Below are 18,851 nucleotides of genomic sequence, written 5' to 3' on the forward strand. Positions count from 1 at the left end.
ATAAGAAAAAACTAAGTAAAAGTTTAGTTTTTTCTTATAACACAACTAACTTTTTTTATCTCCGAGATACTAGAGTCTGGCTTGAAGGCACTTTGTACACTGGCACTTCATACACCGGCTCTGATTTTTCCTCAATCGCTGCCTGCATTAAAAACAAAGGACTCCCCCTATTTGCAAAAAAAGGCTTTGGTTTAACTTCTGGTTTTTTGTCCATTGGGGGCCCTTCTATACTCTCTGTCAAAGAGCTGGAATAACCTGAAGAATGACCACTATCAAAACTAGCATCAAGAGGCAAACAACGATTTAATCCGACGTTCTGATAAATAGGGCTTTCTTCCTTTTCAGCTAAAGGATTCATCACCGAAAATGGTATGGATTTTTGCAACTCAATTTCTGGCGGAGCAGAAGCTTGCTCACTTTTTTCAACCAACCAATTCGTTATAGAATTAACCCCTGCATAAGCCACCTGGTGTATAAAAGAAGCGACAATGGCATTAAAAAAAATATTCAATACTGCTTCTACTTTATGATCTTGAAATTTTTCCCCTAAAATAATACTGAGATTACTTAATAAAAAAAATAAGGTAAAAAGAACTGATGAAGTAAGCTTTTTTGAAGCCCACCGCACCCTACTCTCTTTTTCACCGCCGCCATCCAGTAACGGCTGTAACTTTGAATTAATTAAACTAAAACTAAACGTTAATGCTAAATCCATACTAAAATAGGTAGCACCTGATGCCAATACATTCAAATTACTCATCGTCCCTTTGATACTGGGAAAATAAAGTAGATTCATCGTAGACATCAACATAGATTCCGTCACGGATTGAGCCACAAAAAACAAAGTTGAATGTCGGCGAGCAAATAAAGAATGTTTTTGCAATTTTTCAAATATAAATCGACTAAGTGCTGTAAAAGTTCCTTTAAAAAGGCTCATCGGTATATGAATGACAAGATGATATTCATAAGGAGATTTTGCTTTATACGGTATTAATGATGTTGTAGCATCAATAACAGGCGCTACTGTAATAATGGTATCGCCGCGTGACAAAGCATGATCAAAAATTTCTTCAACTTCTAACCAATTTCTGCAGTGTTTGGCTCCAAACTGATAAGGTGTTACACCAAACTCATCAACCATCCGTGTATTTGCAGTCTGACTCATCAGAAATTCAATTAACGCACCTGAACAATTTCCCTTACTTGCAGCAAGAGCAAAGCGCAAAGGCGTCTCAAAATGTCTCTCGGGATCACGATAATTAATAATAAATCTTAAATAACTTGTATTTTTTACAGCCTCCATTACTTTGTGCAAATTTTGTGAATGAATAGCGTGCATTAATTTGAGGTAATCTCGATAAAAAATCGGTCTAGGCTCAGAAGTTGGCTCAGGGTTCGCATTGGATCTATTATTGTTATTTTTAATGACTGGCATTTTAAACTCCCATAATAAAAATACGATAAGTATGAGAATTTATAATAAATAAAAAAAATTAATGTTTTATTAAATAAAATATTAATTAAAATATAAAATGGACATGATATATTAACCCTCTAAAATATTACGGTAATCAACCGCAATCATCTCCAGATCTAACTTATTTAGAAACAGCGAATAACACATCCAACAACTTAAAGCGGCTAAGTCTTTAAGCTGATGAGGAATATATTGCGGCGCAATAATCAATTTTTCTTCATAGAGGTGAGATAACAAACGCTGATCTTCTAAACTGGTTTTGCCTACAAATAACAGGGGAATTCTTTCTACTAAACCTTCTTGTACTGCTAAACGTAGATAGTTATAGATTAAAATAAAGCCCTTGCTATAAACCAAATCTTTGGTAAAAGGCCCTTTATCCGGCAAACTACCGCGAAAAATACGCACCGAGCTTTTATAACTATCCTCATCACTGTAATGCTGCGATTGAAAAAAATTAAAAACCTCCAGAAAGTTAGCACCTTCTTCAGCCATCGCTATCGCACTCACTCTATCCGTCAATTTTTTAATCCGTAACGGTGAAGAAACAAAATGAAAAATTTCCATAATAATGGCCAATCCTTCTTGTGTAACCGTTGAAGAAGGAGGGCCTTTACTTAAAAAAGTGCAAATAGGTTGCTGCAAGCCATTCAGCGTGGTTCCCATATGCACCCACCCTTCATGAACCTCTAAAATTTTTAAATCACGTTCACTAAAAAGTGCATCTTTACGTATTTTTATCCATTCTGATCCGGCAGCGGCATCGGCAACAATACCATCACTGACCTTAACACGATTCGCTAGATTGGAATTGACAAAATAATGCGATAACCGTTCATTGAGGATTTTTGCGGCTTGTGCACTGGTATATTTTTTTTCATCGAATTCATTGGTTATTTTATCTTTGATATTATCCAGCGCTGAAGAGACTATTTTTGCTAGATCTTTTAAACGCGGTGCATTCACATAAAAAGCATCATCAGCACTACCATAAAGCTCTTGAGATAAGCCACTAAACGCTGCCGTACCGCGAGCTTCTAAAAAACGTAATACATAGCGATATTCTCTACACATGCGTAACATAATGCTACCGACTGAGCTAAATTGGCCGACTTGACGACTAATATCGCGTTCTAGCATTTGAAATTCTTCGCGCTTTTCATCAAAATCAAATGAAAATTTATTTTTTTGATAATAATCGCTATCCACTGGCGGTAATTCTTTACATTTTTTTGCAAAAAACGCCTGTTGTATTTCACCGCCCCACTTAATACTATCTAAAATACGAATAGGCTGCTGTGCTTTAACAATACGATCTGATAATAGGCGTAGTGTAAGATGACCATCTTTTTTATAATTTCCCATAGCATGTCTCCAAAGAAGCAACTACCCCTGATAAATAAGGATCAGAGACTATTAGTTAAGCCTATTTATGCCATCACTGCAAAGCACTCCTGATGACATTTCATCGTGCAAAAAATAGCAGGCCATAGGCTTTCTCTGACTAAACTCGATACTAAAAACAATTAACATAAAATCGCAGCTGAACTGCTTACCAGTGGTCTTAGCTCAGAAGAAATTTTTTCGCATTGGATATCTATAAATTTTAGTATGTTGTTGAAAATACCTTCCGTAGCACCACCACATTTTCTTGATTGATAGATAAAATCTAAATGCTCTTCCATTATTTTTTGAATCGATTTTACTTCTACAGGCACTTTGAAAAATTCGTAATCTGCAACAAAAGAAGTGGGTTGATTAATTTTCTGAATAAGATAAGCCTTTAATAAATGGATTTTTCCAATCAGTTCATTAACCCCTTTACCACCAACATCGGCACTTTTTACAAAAAACAGTGCATGTTCTAATAATCGGGCACATTCTTTATAAATCAATGCTTGGGACAATGAAGTGTGATCCAAAATCCATAGCAGAAACGACATACCGATAGGCTCGTTTTAAGATAGCTATTTTTTGACTATTTTCAATTTCTTTTTTTGACTGTTCAACTAAGGTAGTTGCAAAGTTATAGCAATAATTGGCTTTAGCTCGATTAGAAAGATTGTGCCAAGACGCATGATACGATTTGATTGAATTGAGTGTTTCTTTACAATCTAATAAAAAATTTGAACTTTGAACTGACTTTAATCTTTTGGATTTAAGCGTCGTAAAAAATACATTCGCTCTTAAATAAAGCACTTCTAGGGATTTTCTTATTTCCTCTAGACTTTGTTCGTTTTTTAATAACTCCGTTTCATTTTCTGGACTTTCAGTTAGACAGTTTTCTTTAGTTTGTAGCTTGCTTAACCAGGCCTCAAAAAAATAGGACTCAAGTACCTCATTGGTAATTCCTTCTTGCTGATTTTTTTGAATGAGCTTATAAATCTCTCTATATCTCATAAGAGAAGCCTTGAATGCTTCTGAACCTCTTGGCTGATTTTCAAGCAAGGCATTAGATTTTTTATTTGCGGCTTCTAATAGAGAATAAACATGTAACTCAAGCTGTAAAGATAATTTTTTTTTATTTTTCATTTTTTTATTAAAAAATTTAAAGCTACGTATTCTAACACGCATCAAATGCGTATTTCACATCAAGGACACGCATCAAATGCGTATTTCACATCAAGGAACTGGGCAAGCTTTCTCTTTAACATTTTCATGAATGATATCAACTAATAATTCACTATGAAGGGTAGTTGCATTTAAAGCGGGAATATAATGAAAACTCTCCCCGCCGGCTTTTAAAAAGAGTTGCTGATAGCGTTGCGATATTTCTTCTAGGGTTTCTAAACAATCCACCGCAAAGCCCGGACAAACCATAAGCACACGTTTTACCCCTTGTCTTGGAAGTTGCTGTAATACCACATCACAATAAGGCTGTAACCATTGTGCCTTTCCAAATCTTGACTGAAATACCGTACGATACTGCTTAGAGGATAAATTTAATTGTTTCACCAACAAATTTACTGTACCGTGACACTGCTGCGCATAAGGATCACCCAAGTCAACACTACGCTGCGGTAACCCATGGAATGAAAATAATACCATGGAATCATTTCCATGCTTCATCCAGTATTGTCGTATGCTTGCTGCTAGCGCTGCAATATACAAAGGATGATCGAAATAGGATGAAATAAATTGTAATGAAGGAATAAAACGCTGTTGTTTGAGTATTCTTGCTATCTCATCAAAACAACTGGCCGTAGTCGTCGCAGAATATTGCGGATACAGTGGCAAAATGATTAATGATTGAATGTTATTTTTTTGCAATAATTTTTTTAAGATCATCGCAACAGAAGGCTGCCCATAACGCATCGCTAAAACCACTTTAAATGAATCGCCTAAGCTTTGCTGAACCTTTTCAGCCAATCTTTTTGAATGCACCGCTAATGGCGATCCCTCTTCCATCCAAATCGATTGATAAAGCCTTGCTGTTCGTTTAGAACGTAACGGTAATAGAATGGTTCTTAAAAAAGGCTGCCACAGCCAAGCAGGCAATTCAACCACTCGTGGATCACTCAGAAACTCAGTAAGATATTGACGCACGGCTTTGTAAGCGGGGGCACTAGGCGTACCGAGATTAAGTAGTAATATGGCCTTATGATTAATCGCTGTCACGTACGAATACCTTTGCCTCTATTCAACAAATAAAGATTCAGCAGAAACAAACCCACACAACAGAAGAAAATAACCACTAAGGCTTGCATCACTGGAATATCGCTAACGCCTAATAATCCAAAACGAAAAGCATTGACAATATACAAAATAGGATTAAATAATGATAAATACTGCCAAAAAGACGGTAGTAAATGGATGGAATAAAAAACGCCCCCCAGATAAGTGAGTGGTGTTAAGACAAACGTAGGTACTAATGAAACATCGTCAAAGGTTTTAGCAAACAATGCATTGGTAAACCCAGCCAGCGAAAATAAAATAGTTGTCATAGGCACAATCGCTAACAAAACAAAAAAACTATGCACCTGTAGATGGGTAAAAAATAAAGCCAACAACGTTACTAACAATCCGACCAGCAACCCACGCGCCACGCCACCCGCAACAAATCCTGATAACAGTAACGCGTTAGGTAACGGTGCAACGATTAGCTCTTCTATACTACGTTGAAAACGCATACCAAAAAAAGAAGTCACGACATTGGTATAAGCCGCGGTAATCACTGACATCATAATCAAGCCGGGCGCAATATATTGCATATAGCTAAAACCTTCAATTGTCCCCAAACGACTCCCAATCAGCCCCCCAAAAATTAAAAAATACAGCCCCATGGTAATTAGCGGTGGTAATAGCGTTTGCATCCAAATACGTAAAAAACGCTTGATTTCTTTACGTAATAAACTAATAAAAGCGACCCAATAAATTTTAGCGCGCATGATTTTTTTATCCCCAATATTCGTCATTGCGAGCCCCGCACCTATCTTAAAATATTCAGCAACAGAGGTTGCCGGTATAATGACTTATTTTCTGTCAAGATAGGTGCGGGGCTCGCAATGACGAGTTGATGAGATTATAACATGACAACACTAATACCCTTCCCTTTAAATCGCCAACAGAGCCTATTACTAGCAGGCCCTGCCGGCCAACTTGAGGTGCTAACCACCTATCCTGAATCCCCGCGCAATCCGCCTGTCATCGCCGTTATCTGCCACCCCCACCCTTTATTTGGTGGCACGCTAACGAATAAGGTCGTTACTACCTTAGCACGCAGCTTTAACACGCTAGGTTTTAGCACTGTACGCTTTAATTTTCGTGGTGTCGGTAAAAGCCAAGGTGAATACGCTAAGGGAATAGGTGAAACCGAGGATTTATTAGCCCTGCTACAATGGCTAAAAACAGCCTGTCCTGACCATGCGGTTTGGTTAGCAGGCTTTTCCTTTGGCGCTTATGTTGCAGCGTGTGGCGCTAAAAAATGGCCGGTAGAACAGCTTATTTGTGTTGCACCACCCATAGAAAACTTTCCCTTTAAGTCCCTACCACCTTTTCCTTGTCCTTGGCTACTGGTTCAAGGCGATCAAGATGAAGTCGTTTCTGCAAACGCTGTCTTTTCATGGGCAGAAAACTTAGATAATCCACCGCCTGTTATTAAAATAAAAGGTGCCACGCATTTTTTTCATGGCCAATTGATTGAATTACGTGAAGAACTCATCGCCGCAATAACACCCACGCTAAAAACAACATGACGCCCTTACAAGCCTATACACAAAAAATTCAAGAAAAAATCTTATCCTATGATCCACACCAAGAAATGGCGATGCAGCAATTACAACAAATCTACACTGCACTTCTAAGCACAAGAAAATGGCGACTATTCAAAAAGCAACCTGTGTGTAAAGGATTGTATTTATGGGGTGAAGTGGGGCGAGGCAAAACTTTTTTGATGGACCTTTTTTATAACCATCTGCCTGTACCAAAAATGCGACTGCACTTCTATCAGTTTATGCAATCTATCCATGCTGAACTAACACGACTACAAGGTCAATCTAACCCATTAGATAAAATTGCACAGGATTTTGCACGCAAAACACACGTCCTTTGTTTAGATGAATTTCTAGTACATGAAATAGGTGATGCCATGTTGCTTTCACAACTCCTACAAAGCTTATTTAAACAGGGTATCACTCTTATCACGACGGCAAATATGCCACCGGATGCCTTGTATCAAAATGGCCTGCAACGAGCACTATTTTTACCTGCTATTACACAACTCAAACAACATCTCACTATCTTCCACTTAGAAACCTGCCGTGATTACCGTTTGTATCAAGATATCGAAAAAAATAATAGCTTAGATAATCCAGTACTTGTCATGCCATTGAGCCATGTACAACACTTATTTGATGTGCTAACTAAAGACCAAACCATTCACTCTCAACCACTTTCTATTCATGGACGTCTGATTAAGCATAAAGGCTATACTGATAATACGGTTTGGTTTGATTTTGCTTCGATCTGCGCTATTCCTCGCAGCCAGATCGATTATTTAAGTATTGCAAGACGTTTTTCTACTGTTTTAATTAGTCAACTTATGCCAATGAGTGAACATAATGATAATAGTGCACGGCTTTTCATCCATTTAGTCGATGTATTCTATGACGCCGGCATACAATTGATAGTAACAAGTGATACAACGATGCATGATCTTTATCCACAAGGCCGTTTTCTGTTTGAATTCAAACGAACTAAAAGCCGTCTGATGGCTTTTCAAAAGGAAGCTTTAAAACTCATTAACGAAAAAAAGGGCATTTAAGCGCCCTTCTTTTTCATACAAAAAAATTAAACAGATGTCTTTAATTTTTTCAGCGGTTTAATTTTCACAATCTTACGAGCAGGTTTTGCCTTGAAAATAGTAGGCTCTCCGGTGAAAGGATTAATGCCTTTGCGCGACTTGGTAGCTGCTTTTTTGACAACAGTCACTTTAAACATGCCTGGCATAGAAAAAGCATGACCTGCTTTTGCATGCCCATGCATGATTGCTTGCAACGTATCAAGCACTTCAACTACTTTTTTCTTAGGTAATTCAGTTCCTTTTATCATGCCGTTTATTAATTCAGTCTTTGTAAAAGACTTACTAATAGACGGTATTTTTTTACCGGATGTTACTTTCGCTTTTTTACGAGCTTTTGTTGTAACAGACTTTTTCTTAGCTAACTTTTTAGCCATGATTCATATTCCTCTTACATTAAGGAGTAAACAGAAGGTTTGGATTTTATAAAATAGCATATTTTTAGCATTTTACTAGAGGGGCACGCAAATATTTATTAGAACATATTTTTTACACAATCATTTTTCAAACATGTTGTATGATTTGAACAACAATTTCAATAAATATTAATAGGATAATAACGGACTCTAAAATACTAGAATAACGGTGTTCAAGCTGGCTATTAAGCATTTCTAAAATTTCATGTACTACATCTAGCTTATGGTTCAGTGCTTCCACACGCTTAGTAATATCTAGAAACTTTTCTGTCATCACATAATATTCTTCAAGATTAGAGTAACGCCAAAAATACTCCGGAACATCGAGATATTCACTACTCAAATTGACAGAACTTCGAGTTAAGAAAATTTCACCAATACGTTTCGATATCGCTCTACGTGACAACGATATTTTTCCATCTTCGGCTAATTCCTTAGGGAAACGACTATTAGCGCGTATGTTTTTCTGAATAGACTCTTCATAAAACTCTAATTTGATAGACTGTGCTAAACCATATGAAATAGCTAATTTCATTTGTATGTTATCGGTTTCGCCTTCCTCGAGAGTAATCACATCCACATTAAATCGTTGATGCGGAAAAATTCGTGTCTCTTTATCAATATGATAAATAAAACGATCTCTTTCTATTTCTGCCTTTTTAAGCACGCCCTCCGAAAAAGGAGCAATTTGTTTGATTAACCTTTCTTCTTGTTCTTTGCGTAAACCCCAGGTAACAAAACAACCATGGCTAAAAAAGAAAATATCTATCTCTTTATTGTTCTTAGTGATATACAACACGTTACGAAATAATTTAGCGGTATAATAACGGCTACGAAAATAGTCGGCCAATGCGCTTAATTTATAACTCGCAGCCGTACAAAAAGAAATACAACGCATAAAATTTACTATAGTTCAAAAAGTTTATTCTATACCGATGGCATTTTAAGAAGAATGGTGTGCAGCAGCTTTTAAGATGCCTTTGGATATTCCAATGATTTGTGGAATTCCATTTTGGCTTAATGCAATTTTATCAACTGATTGCCATTGGATGTTAGCCGCTTTATCGCTATTAACTCCCACCAATTTTTCCATTATCGCTCGTTGCTGCGTCAATCGTAATGCCGATCGTCCTTGTAAGGGTACATGTGCTTCTAAATAAAGTCTATCTTTATCCCAGCCTACTTTATAAGGGGAATCCACAATATAAACACGCTCTTTACGTTTAACTTGTGGATATAAACTTTCTATATCTTCGGGAAATAGTCGAAGACAACCTGCACTACTTCGCCTTCCCACACCTTCATAATCATTGGTACCGTGAATTAAAAAAGTCAATTGTTTAAGACGCATCGCATAGCCCCCCAGAGGATTATCTGGTCCTGGTGGTACTTTTAATGGTAAATGAACGCCATCTTTTGCACGATCTTTTCGAATTGATTCAGGAACAAACCAGGTTGGATTACTAATTTTTTGCGCAATCCAAGAAGGCCCTAACGGGGTATCCCAACCTTCTCGACCAATGCCCACTGGATAAGTAATGACAATATGACGATGCGGTGGATAATAATAAATACGTAATTCCGCTAAATTAATAACAATACCCTGACGTGGGCCCGCCGGTAATATAAAACGACTAGGAATAACAATGATGGTGCCTGGCACAAGATGTACGGGATCTATCGTTGGATTCGCTTCTACTAATTCAAAATAACCCATATCATAACGTCGCCCTATTTTACTAAACGTATCACCCGGTAATGCTTGTGTCCATTGTACGTGTCCTACGACACTATTACCCTGCGCAGGCAGAATAAATGTTAGCGCAAACGCTCGCGTAGCAAAAAGTAAATAGAAAAAAACCCCAGCGACTAAACGTAAAGAATAATGCTTAAAATATTGCATAGATACTTGAGTTGCTTAACTTAAGCTCCCTGTTTTTAAGAAACAACATATTGTACATCGAATTACCAACCACGCAACCAACCTTAAAAATGCAGTTTCGTCATTGCGAGCGTCGAAGACGCGCGGCAATCTAAATCATAGACAAGATGGCCACGCTCATTACATTCGCTCGCCATGACAGTTTTTTTAATGTTTTATCAGCAATTTATCCTATACTAGAACTTTTCATTAAGTTGCCATCTTATGTATGAAATTCAAGGTTACCATCGTCGGTTTTCCCGACATGGGATAAAAGAATTCTTTCACATGGATAAACCCCTATTAATTGGCTTACTTAGTCTGGTCATCATTGGTTTGTTTATACTCTATAGCGCCAGTAACCAAAGCCTAGAATTAGTCAGCAAACAAGCATTGCGCATGTTGTTTGCTTTTACGATCATGATCATATTTGCGCAAATTCCTCCCACTGTTTATAGAACGTGGGCACCTTGGATATTTATCATTAGCTTTTTACTTATTGTTGCCGTATTGCTCATTGGCGTTGTTGGAAAAGGCGCACAACGCTGGCTCAATCTTTGGTTATTTCAATTCCAGCCTTCGGAACTGATGAAATTATCAGTACCCCTCATGTTGGCATGGTATTTACACGATAAATCGCTACCACCTTCTTTTTTAAATTTACTGGTCCTATTAGCAATTGTGCTGGTGCCTACTTTATTCGTGGTGAAACAACCCGACTTAGGTACCGCCTTATTAATTGCCATTTCAGGCTTTTCTGTTATTTTGCTCGCGGGTATTAGTGTACGTTTACTCCTATTAGGCGGCCTGTTAATTTTAGTCATCGCACCGATTGGCTGGCACTTTATGCACGATTATCAAAAACTTCGTGTATTAACCTTTCTCAACCCAGAAAGAGATCCTTTAGGTGCGGGCTATCATATTATTCAATCTAAAATCGCAATTGGTGCCGGTGGTTTTTCTGGCAAAGGCTGGTTACAAGGCACACAATCCCACCTACAGTTTTTACCTGAACATACCACTGATTTTATTTTTGCAGTCTGCGGCGAAGAATTTGGTTTAATAGGCAGCATTGTGCTCCTAGCGCTTTATTTCTGGGTTACCTTCAGGGGTCTTTATATTAGTATGAAAGCACAAGACACCTTCTCACGTTTACTGGGTGGAGGCTTAAGCTTGAGTTTTTTCATCGCGGCCTTTGTTAATATTGGCATGGTAAGTGGTCTATTACCCGTCGTGGGCGTGCCATTACCCCTTATTAGCTATGGTGGAACTTCGTTAATTACTTTAATCGCAGGGTTTGGTATTCTGATGTCTATTCAAACACATAGAAAACTAGTCGGTAATTAAAGGAAGATTAATGATATGCAAAAAAATAAGAGTTATTTGAGCTTTCTGTTCCGAAACTCCAAACATAATAGGCACATGCTACAAGCCGTCGTTTTCTTAATTGGTTTATGCTTAAGCGCTTGTTCAGCCTATGCCGATAAGCCAGAGATAAATCACTTTATCGATAAAATGGTGAAGAAATATCACTTTGACCGCCAACAATTACAACAATTATTTAAAACCGTTAAACCCAACCGATCGATTATCTCATCCTTTGCAAAACCAAAAGAAAGTTTAACCTGGTCCGACTATAAGCCCATTTTTGTGACTGAAAAACGCGCACGTAATGGTGTGAAATTTTGGAATAAGCATCAGCAAACTTTACGCTATGCACAACAACACTATGGTATTCCTCCAGCTGTTATTATCGCTATTTTAGGCGTAGAAACACGTTACGGGGAGGTGACCGGTAAATACCGTGTCTTAGATTCGCTCAGTACACTCAGTTTTAATCACACTCGCCGAGCTGATTTCTTTCAAAGTGAACTTGAGCAATTTTTATTGTTAGGCCGTGAAAATCCAACGATTAATCCTAAAACTACCAAAGGCTCTTATGCAGGCGCAATCGGTCAAGTACAATTTATGCCGAGTAATTATCGGCATCTAGCGGTTGATGCGTCACGTAAAGGCTATAGTGACCTCATCCATAATTCAGACGATGCCATTCTTAGTATAGCGAATTACCTTAAGTATTACGGCTGGGTAAAAGATGGCCCTGTTGCCACACCTATCAAAAACAAAAATCACCCTTTATCACTCAAAACTAAACTAATTGCCTTACCTATCAAGCACGGCAAAGAATATTGGCTAGGATTTACTAACTTTCAAGTCATTAAACGGTATAATGCCAGCTCACTGTACGCCATGGCAGTCTACCAACTCAGTGAATTAATCAACCATTACTATCAACAAGAGCAGCATTTACATGTTAATAAAAAATAAGGCTTGGCAAGGAAGCCTTTTTTTTAAGACAACATTAGGATCTTTACTTTTCATGCTTATTTTGGCTTTGACAGCCTGTAGCACCACCAGTTCACGACGTTATCCACTACGTCAGGATAAACCACCTTCTTTTAGAATCAATGCCAATAAAATTCCGAATGCGGTCCCTAAAGCAGAACCTCTAAGCAAGCGCGGTAACCCAAAATCCTATGTCGTTTTCGGGCGTCGCTATTACGTGTTTAAAAGTGCCAGGGGTTACCATGCCACAGGCACAGCTTCTTGGTATGGTATGAAGTTTCACCGCTTTCAAACATCTAATGGCGAATACTATAATGTCGCTGGGATGACCGCTGCGCATAAAACACTACCATTACCTACTTACCTGCAAGTAACCAATTTACGTAACGGTAAGAAAGTCATTGTTAAAGTCAATGATAGAGGGCCTTTTGTGGGTAATCGACTCATTGATCTTTCTTACGTCGCAGCCAAAAAATTAGATATGACCGGCTCAGGAACAGCACCCGTTGCAATTCGCGCTATCACACCAGGCGTCACTCGATTTGCCAGAAATACTTCCTATACCAAACCATCTTCCGAACAAAGCTCAAAAAACCCAAGCAATCCCTTCATTCATTTAGGGCTTTTTAAGCAGCATCAACAAGCACAAAAATTGGCGTTGCTTGTTAAACAGTGGACGCAATCCCCCGTTAAAATAGAAGCGAAATCTATCCATAAGCGTCGTTATTATCAGGTAGTCATCGGTCCTTTACCAAATACAAAAAGTTCACAACAACTGCATCATCAATTGCAATTAGCGGGACTTAGTCAACCTAAAGGTTTTAATTAAGCATTAAACCGGATGGCTACACTCATTACATTCGCTCGCAATGACGGAGAAAGTATGCAACAGCACCCTCGCTACAAAAAAACAACTTACTTTCTCTTTTCTTTATTAGGCATCGCCATTCTGAGCGTATTGTTTAGCCTTAGCTACACCTATCCGCTCACCTTAGGAAAACGCAGCCTTCTTTATAGTGATTATGGTAAGTTTTATCATTCACAACGCCTGATGATCGAAGGAAAAAATATTTACTCACCGATTTATTTCATTAAAAATAAAAAATCGTCGGAACCGGGTCGTGCACTTTTAGCCAAACCAGAATCAAATCCTAAACACGCCATTCGTTTAGCCGGAAATCTCAACCCGCCTTTTTTCACCTTAATTAGTTTTCCCTTCGCTTATTTGAGCTATACACATGCCTTGCTGTTATGGACTTTTTTTTCCATGCTGGCGGGCTGTTTAAGTATTTTACTCATTCAACAAAAACTTGATCCACCCTCACTCAATTCATTACCAACTTGTTTATTACTTTTAATTGCGTTTATTAGTTATTTTCCTACATTTGCTACACTACAATTTGGTCAAGTGAGTTTAATACTACTTCCCTTTCTTGTTTTAGCTTGGCGCGCGGCTCATGAGCAAAAAAGTACAACGGCCGCTATTTTTTTAGGACTAGCCACTAGCTTAAAACCTTTCATCGCTCTATTTTTACTTTATTTTTTAATCCGTAAAGAATGGCGCGCACTATGGATTTTTATTGTAACAATACTGATATGTGCTCTTCTAGCGGCTGCATTCCTTGGCGTAAATACCTATTACGCATATTATCAGCTCAGTCACCAAATCGCTTGGGCCGCTTCCAATTGGAATGTTTCTATTTATGGCATTTTATTACGTCTGATAGGTGGAACAGAAGCGAATACGCCCTTGATACCGCTGCATGGTCTTTTTACCGGCGCGTATCTTTTCCTATCGAGTTTATTATTATTAGCACTCTACTGGTTTTTACGTCCTATTAAAGGCGTCGATCCACAAAAAAAAACCGATCTGGATTTTTCATTTATTTTAATTGCGATGTTATTACTTTCTCCATTAGGCTGGATGTACTATTTCCCTTTTCTAAGTATCCCTTTTCTAATATTGTGGCATTTTTCAAAAAAAGGATTTTATCCCATTGCACTCCCTTTGCTATTAGCCGCATTACTTCTGCTGTCTAACATTCCGATTACCTTAATCCCCACCAATCAAATAAATGCTAACAATGCACTCGCCGTGTTTTTAGGCGCTATGCTGTATTTTGCAGTACTCATTGGCTCAATGAGTCTACTTTTTGTGATGCGTAGACTTATAAAAAAACAGCCGGCGCCAGATTTTGAAAGAATACCCTTCGGCCTGCTATTATTGGTCTATATCGTCGTTTTTTTACCTTCAATCTTTGGCATCACAAAGACAACGAATAGCTGGATGCGATATGCTGTTAACTACAGTACGGAATACACATTGATCTCTCATCAGGACAATACCGCTTATAGATGAAAACTTTTCTTTTTCAAGTATCAACAAGCGGTCTTCCCTATTACATGAGTGTCATAAGCAAAGCTTACGCCACTCACACAAGGGGAGAATCGCGGATCTCCCCTTGTAAAGCCCCATCGCGATATGTGACACTTGAATTTTCAATCCTGAAAATTCAAGTGTCACGAGGTAAACTATGTTGCCCTATCCCTCAATCAATCCCATCGCCTTTAGCCTAGGACCCATTAAAGTCCATTGGTATGGATTAATGTATGCGGTTGGATTTATCGGTGCTTGGATATTAGCCAGTTATCGCGCCAATAAGCCCAATAGTGGTTGGACGATGGACCAAGTGAGCGATCTACTTTTTTATACCGCCCTAGGTGTTATTTTAGGCGGCCGCATCGGTTATATGCTTTTTTATGATTTTTCTAACTTTTTAGCTCACCCCTGGATCATTTTTCAAGTCTGGCAAGGTGGTATGTCCTTTCATGGCGGACTACTTGGCGTTCTATTAGCCATCTATCTCTATAGTCGAAAAACCGGTAAACACTTTTTTGATATTACCGACTTTACAGCCCCTCTTGTACCGATTGGTTTAGGTGCTGGTCGAATTGGCAACTTTATTAACGGCGAATTATGGGGTAGAGTAACGGATGTGCCTTGGGCTATGGTATTTCCTCACGCAGGTCCATTACCTCGACATCCTTCTCAGCTTTATGAATTTTTCTTTGAAGGAATCCTATTGTTTTCATTTCTGTGGGTTTATTCCAGTAAAAAACGACCACGTATGGCCGTTTCGGGCTGGTTTGCGCTGCTATATGGTGTTTTTCGTTTTATACTTGAGTTCTTTCGTCAACCCGATACGCAAATAGGTTTCCTCGCTTGGAATTGGTTAACCATGGGTCAGTTGCTGTCACTGCCACTGATTATTGTAGGTTTAGCTTTAATTTATAAAGCTTATGCGACTAAAATTAACAATGCTGAACACTTGAACGCATCGTTTTGACAAAAAAAAGTTGTTTTTGTGCTAGGCAGAGCCCTATAAAAAGAATTTAATAATCTTACTTAGGTCTTAATGACTTCATTTTTCAAGCAATATGCCAAGCCAAGCCGTTCAACATCAAAAAACTTTTTTTTCTGAAAGCAAACTATTATTATTTTTAGCAATACCGCTCATCATGAGCGGTGTGATTGAAACCTCTATCGGTTTTTTTTCTAATATCTTTCTAGCCCATCTTGGTACAGAAAACCTCGCTGCTGGCGCACTGGTTAATTGGGTATTTACCACCATCATGGTCATTGTATGGGGTACATTTTCTGCTGTCACCACCTTAGTGGCAGGTTATTATGGTGAAAAAAATCAAGATCAAATACGCTGCGTACTTTATGCAGGTCTGCTATTAGCCTTAATATTAATGCTACCTTCCATGCTATTGCTATGGAATCTCGCCCCGATATTCTTATTTTTTGGACAAAAACCAGCAACCGTCGCGCTCGCACAACCCTATTTGCACGGCCTTACCTGGGCTATTATCCCTGATTTTATTATCACGATATTATTACAATTTGTGGCAGGGCTCGGCCGCACCAAAACTAATTTAGCTTTTAGTTTACTGTTTGTACCTATTAGTCTCTTCTTCAATTATAGTTTGATGTTTGGAAAATTTGGCTTACCCTTACTGGGTATCGCCGGTATTGGTTGGGGGGCAGCCATTTCTTTCTGGATCATCACGATCGGCTTCATCGCTTATTTCTACTTAAATAAAAGTTATCACGATTATTTAAAACCCCCTCGTTTTCATAAAATAGGTCCTGCATTAAAAGAAATCTTTCAAGTAGGTCTGCCATTAGGCTTAATGTACTGCGTTGAAGTAGGATTTTTCTTGGCCATGACCATTATCATGGGTCTAATTAATGAAAACACGCTAAGTGCTAATCAAGTCACACTACAATTTTATTGGTTATTTTCGATTGTAACCTTTGCATTAGCACAAGGCATCACTATTAAAGTAGGTCATAGTATTGGCCAGAATGATCGCCAAGCCATTAATTACGCCACCTATTTAGGTGTATTTTATGCGTGTAGCTTCATGGTACTTGCCGCCATCCTGTATTGGTTTTTTGCTGAACATTTGATCAATATTGATTTTAAATCAACCGCAGAAAATGCAACCATTATTCATTTAGCCAAAGAGTTCTTCGCCATTGCCGCTTTAGTGCAATTGGCTGAAGCGGTACGGTTTTCTTTCTTTGGCGCATTACGCGGTTTGAAAGATACTCGTTTTACACTACTCATTTCTATTTTCATTTATTGGGTGATGACCTTGCCATTTGGCTATTTATTAGCCATCGTTTTTGGCATGGGTGGCTATGGTATTTGGTGGGCAACATTAATAGGACAAATCATAGGAACCCCCTTGCTGATTTGGCGTTACCACCGTAAGGTACAAGAATATCTTCTTTAAACAGAAAATTAACGGCGGAATGCTATGCCAGATTCTAAACGACCTAAGCCTGTACTATTGTTAATCCTCGATGGATGGGGTTATAGCGAAGAAAACGAACATAACGCTATCGCCCTCGCTAAAACACCACACTGGGATCATTTAATTAAAACCTGTCCTCATGCGCTGTTAAATGCATCGGGACTATCGGTAGGACTACCTGAAGGCCAGATGGGAAACTCCGAAGTCGGACACTTGACCATGGGCGCAGGTCGTGTGCTTTATCAAGACTTAACACGAATTAATAAATCCATTGCAGATGGCCACTTTTTTAAAAATGAAGTCTTGTTATCGGCTTTAAAAAAAGCACAAAAATCTCAAAAGGCTGTGCATATCCTTGGTTTATTATCGCCTGGTGGCATTCATAGCCATGAAAAACATATTTATGCCCTATTACAATTGTGTGCTCAAGAAAATATAAAAAATTGCTATATACACGCCTTTCTCGATGGTCGGGACACACCACCCAAAAGTGCAATGACATCCATTACTGCACTAGAAAATAAATGTAAAGAACTGGGAATAGGGAAAATAGTCAGTCTCATTGGTCGTTATTATGCCATGGATAGAGATAAACGTTGGGAACGCACGCAAGCAGCCTATGACTGTTTAACCAACGGCGAAGCTGATTATTATGCCGATACGGCCTTAGATGGCTTACAACAAGCCTATGATCGTGGCGAAAGCGATGAATTTGTAAAACCTACTTGTATTCGTGCATCGAATGTTCCACCTATTAAAATTGAAGAAGGTGATATTGTTATTTTCATGAACTTCCGCGCTGATCGTGCGCGACAATTAAGCCGTGCTTTTCTTAATATCGGTTTTAGCGATTTTAAACGAAAACAACATCCTCGTTTAGACGAATTTGTTTCTCTCACCCAATATGCCAGTGATATCCCAAGTCAAATTGCTTTTCCGCAACAATCATTAGAAAATGATCTGGGTAGCTATCTTTCTAAACAAGGTTTGACACAACTTCGCATTGCAGAAACAGAAAAATATGCACATGTTACCTTTTTCTTTAATGGTGGCGTTGAAGCAGAACACCCGAATGAAACACGTGTATTAATTCCTTCTAAAAAAGTGGCTACTTATGATCTAAGCCCTAAAATGAGTGCCATAGAAATTACGACTCAACTCCTTGAAGTGATTGAAGGAAAAAAAGTCGATGTCATTATCTGTAACTTTGCTAACCCAGACATGTTAGGTCACACGGGTAACCTAAATGCAACACAAGAAGCCATCACTTGTATTGATGACTGTATTGGCAAACTTGTTTCTGCTTTACAAGAACAAGGCGGAGAAGCCATTATTACGGCAGATCATGGCAATGCAGAGTGTATGTATGACGAAAAAACACAGCAAGCGCATACCGCACATACCACCGAACCCGTTCCATTTATTTATGTGGGTCGTCCTGCAAAAATAAAACCACAACACGATAGTGGAACATTAGCTGATATCGCACCCACATTATTAGCCGTATTAGGTTTAGCTAAACCAAAAGAAATGACAGGTGAAAATTTAATTATATTTGATTAGAAG

General features: G+C 38.4%; 18 protein-coding genes. 9 read left to right on the forward strand and 9 right to left on the reverse strand.

Features of this window, described 5'->3' with window-relative positions; genetic code table 11:
• Nucleotides 1-55: 55 nt before the first annotated feature.
• The 6 genes from DMP02_RS04805 to DMP02_RS04830 all read right to left on the reverse strand — a co-directional run bounded on the left by DMP02_RS04805 (nt 56) and on the right by DMP02_RS04830 (nt 5,865).
• Complete coding sequence (locus DMP02_RS04805) at nt 56-1,435, reverse strand: hypothetical protein (RefSeq protein WP_126322930.1); 1,380 nt, start codon at nt 1,433-1,435, stop codon at nt 56-58.
• 111 nt (nt 1,436-1,546) lie between these two features.
• Nucleotides 1,547-2,842, reverse strand: coding sequence for a flavohemoglobin expression-modulating QEGLA motif protein (locus DMP02_RS04810; RefSeq protein WP_126322932.1), 1,296 nt, complete (start codon nt 2,840-2,842; stop codon nt 1,547-1,549).
• A 161-nt stretch (nt 2,843-3,003) separates the two neighbouring features.
• Entirely contained in the window at nt 3,004-3,420 is a 417-nt protein-coding gene (locus tag DMP02_RS04815; RefSeq protein WP_126322934.1) for a hypothetical protein, read from the reverse strand.
• Complete coding sequence (locus DMP02_RS04820; RefSeq protein WP_126322936.1) at nt 3,362-4,009, reverse strand: hypothetical protein; 648 nt, start codon at nt 4,007-4,009, stop codon at nt 3,362-3,364. The genes DMP02_RS04815 and DMP02_RS04820 overlap by 59 nt, the downstream gene beginning before the upstream one ends.
• A gap of 90 nt (nt 4,010-4,099) precedes the next feature.
• The gene (hemH, locus tag DMP02_RS04825; protein ID WP_126322939.1) at nt 4,100-5,095 is read right to left on the reverse strand and encodes a ferrochelatase; all 996 of its coding nucleotides are present in this window, start codon (nt 5,093-5,095) and stop codon (nt 4,100-4,102) included.
• Nucleotides 5,092-5,865 carry an ABC transporter permease gene (locus DMP02_RS04830; protein WP_126323506.1) on the reverse strand — a complete coding sequence of 258 codons (774 nt, stop codon included), beginning with the start codon at nt 5,863-5,865 and terminating at the stop codon, nt 5,092-5,094. The genes hemH and DMP02_RS04830 overlap by 4 nt, the downstream gene beginning before the upstream one ends.
• A gap of 141 nt (nt 5,866-6,006) precedes the next feature.
• Between DMP02_RS04830 and DMP02_RS04835 the strand changes: the two genes are divergently transcribed.
• Both DMP02_RS04835 and zapE read left to right on the forward strand, forming a co-directional pair.
• Nucleotides 6,007-6,672, forward strand: a complete 666-nt coding sequence (locus DMP02_RS04835; RefSeq protein WP_126322940.1) for an alpha/beta hydrolase — start codon at nt 6,007-6,009, stop codon at nt 6,670-6,672.
• Nucleotides 6,669-7,739, forward strand: coding sequence for a cell division protein ZapE (gene zapE / locus DMP02_RS04840; protein ID WP_126322942.1), 1,071 nt, complete (start codon nt 6,669-6,671; stop codon nt 7,737-7,739). The genes DMP02_RS04835 and zapE overlap by 4 nt, the downstream gene beginning before the upstream one ends.
• A 26-nt stretch (nt 7,740-7,765) precedes the next feature.
• On the opposite strand, the gene DMP02_RS04845 is transcribed toward zapE, so the two are convergent.
• From DMP02_RS04845 to DMP02_RS04855, 3 genes are all read right to left on the reverse strand, one after another.
• Nucleotides 7,766-8,152 carry an HU family DNA-binding protein gene (locus DMP02_RS04845; protein WP_126322944.1) on the reverse strand — a complete coding sequence of 129 codons (387 nt, stop codon included), beginning with the start codon at nt 8,150-8,152 and terminating at the stop codon, nt 7,766-7,768.
• 127 nt (nt 8,153-8,279) lie between these two features.
• A complete protein-coding gene (locus DMP02_RS04850; RefSeq protein ID WP_126322946.1) occupies nt 8,280-9,089 on the reverse strand; it encodes an RMD1 family protein in 810 nt (269 codons plus the stop codon).
• Between the two features lie 45 nt (nt 9,090-9,134).
• Complete coding sequence (locus DMP02_RS04855) at nt 9,135-10,094, reverse strand: L,D-transpeptidase family protein (protein WP_126322948.1); 960 nt, start codon at nt 10,092-10,094, stop codon at nt 9,135-9,137.
• Between the two features lie 243 nt (nt 10,095-10,337).
• Here DMP02_RS04855 and rodA point away from each other — a divergent pair, with 243 nt between their 5' ends.
• From rodA to gpmI, 7 genes are all read left to right on the forward strand, one after another.
• Nucleotides 10,338-11,459: a rod shape-determining protein RodA gene (gene rodA / locus DMP02_RS04860; RefSeq protein ID WP_126322950.1), complete on the forward strand. Its 1,122-nt coding sequence runs from the start codon at nt 10,338-10,340 to the stop codon at nt 11,457-11,459.
• Between the two features lie 15 nt (nt 11,460-11,474).
• On the forward strand, nt 11,475-12,440 hold the full coding sequence (locus DMP02_RS04865; protein ID WP_232019625.1) for a lytic murein transglycosylase: 966 nt from the start codon (nt 11,475-11,477) through the stop codon (nt 12,438-12,440).
• Entirely contained in the window at nt 12,424-13,287 is an 864-nt protein-coding gene (locus DMP02_RS04870) for a septal ring lytic transglycosylase RlpA family protein (protein ID WP_126322951.1), read from the forward strand. Before DMP02_RS04865 ends, DMP02_RS04870 begins: the two co-directional genes overlap by 17 nt.
• Nucleotides 13,288-13,299: 12 nt before the next feature.
• Nucleotides 13,300-14,817 (forward strand): glycosyltransferase family 87 protein, encoded by a 1,518-nt coding sequence (locus DMP02_RS04875; RefSeq protein ID WP_126322953.1) that lies wholly within the window; start codon nt 13,300-13,302, stop codon nt 14,815-14,817.
• A 175-nt stretch (nt 14,818-14,992) separates the two neighbouring features.
• Nucleotides 14,993-15,805: a prolipoprotein diacylglyceryl transferase gene (lgt, locus tag DMP02_RS04880; protein WP_126322954.1), complete on the forward strand. Its 813-nt coding sequence runs from the start codon at nt 14,993-14,995 to the stop codon at nt 15,803-15,805.
• 91 nt (nt 15,806-15,896) lie between these two features.
• The gene (locus DMP02_RS04885; protein WP_126322956.1) at nt 15,897-17,264 is read left to right on the forward strand and encodes an MATE family efflux transporter; all 1,368 of its coding nucleotides are present in this window, start codon (nt 15,897-15,899) and stop codon (nt 17,262-17,264) included.
• A gap of 24 nt (nt 17,265-17,288) precedes the next feature.
• Nucleotides 17,289-18,848, forward strand: coding sequence for a 2,3-bisphosphoglycerate-independent phosphoglycerate mutase (gene gpmI / locus DMP02_RS04890; protein ID WP_126322958.1), 1,560 nt, complete (start codon nt 17,289-17,291; stop codon nt 18,846-18,848).
• The last annotated feature ends 3 nt before the right edge of the window (nt 18,849-18,851 follow it).

The sequence above is a fragment of the Candidatus Rickettsiella viridis genome (assembly GCF_003966755.1).
Lineage (GTDB): Bacteria > Pseudomonadota > Gammaproteobacteria > Diplorickettsiales > Diplorickettsiaceae > Rickettsiella_B > Rickettsiella_B viridis.

Bases quoted from the DNA above. Each gene is read 5' to 3' on its own strand.
- DMP02_RS04815 (WP_126322934.1), bottom strand. From the start codon at position 3,420: ATGTCGTTTCTGCTATGGATTTTGGATCACACTTCATTGTCCCAAGCA.
- DMP02_RS04805 (WP_126322930.1), bottom strand. From the start codon at position 1,435: ATGCCAGTCATTAAAAATAACAATAATAGATCCAATGCGAACCCTGAG.
- gpmI (WP_126322958.1), top strand. From the start codon at position 17,289: ATGCCAGATTCTAAACGACCTAAGCCTGTACTATTGTTAATCCTCGAT.
- DMP02_RS04865 (WP_232019625.1), top strand. From the start codon at position 11,475: ATGCAAAAAAATAAGAGTTATTTGAGCTTTCTGTTCCGAAACTCCAAA.
- DMP02_RS04885 (WP_126322956.1), top strand. From the start codon at position 15,897: ATGCCAAGCCAAGCCGTTCAACATCAAAAAACTTTTTTTTCTGAAAGC.
- DMP02_RS04850 (WP_126322946.1), bottom strand. From the start codon at position 9,089: ATGCGTTGTATTTCTTTTTGTACGGCTGCGAGTTATAAATTAAGCGCA.
- DMP02_RS04835 (WP_126322940.1), top strand. From the start codon at position 6,007: ATGACAACACTAATACCCTTCCCTTTAAATCGCCAACAGAGCCTATTA.
- DMP02_RS04810 (WP_126322932.1), bottom strand. From the start codon at position 2,842: ATGGGAAATTATAAAAAAGATGGTCATCTTACACTACGCCTATTATCA.
- DMP02_RS04855 (WP_126322948.1), bottom strand. From the start codon at position 10,094: ATGCAATATTTTAAGCATTATTCTTTACGTTTAGTCGCTGGGGTTTTT.
- zapE (WP_126322942.1), top strand. From the start codon at position 6,669: ATGACGCCCTTACAAGCCTATACACAAAAAATTCAAGAAAAAATCTTA.
- DMP02_RS04820 (WP_126322936.1), bottom strand. From the start codon at position 4,009: ATGAAAAATAAAAAAAAATTATCTTTACAGCTTGAGTTACATGTTTAT.
- DMP02_RS04875 (WP_126322953.1), top strand. From the start codon at position 13,300: ATGGCTACACTCATTACATTCGCTCGCAATGACGGAGAAAGTATGCAA.
- DMP02_RS04870 (WP_126322951.1), top strand. From the start codon at position 12,424: ATGTTAATAAAAAATAAGGCTTGGCAAGGAAGCCTTTTTTTTAAGACA.
- lgt (WP_126322954.1), top strand. From the start codon at position 14,993: ATGTTGCCCTATCCCTCAATCAATCCCATCGCCTTTAGCCTAGGACCC.
- DMP02_RS04845 (WP_126322944.1), bottom strand. From the start codon at position 8,152: ATGGCTAAAAAGTTAGCTAAGAAAAAGTCTGTTACAACAAAAGCTCGT.
- rodA (WP_126322950.1), top strand. From the start codon at position 10,338: ATGTATGAAATTCAAGGTTACCATCGTCGGTTTTCCCGACATGGGATA.
- DMP02_RS04830 (WP_126323506.1), bottom strand. From the start codon at position 5,865: ATGCGCGCTAAAATTTATTGGGTCGCTTTTATTAGTTTATTACGTAAA.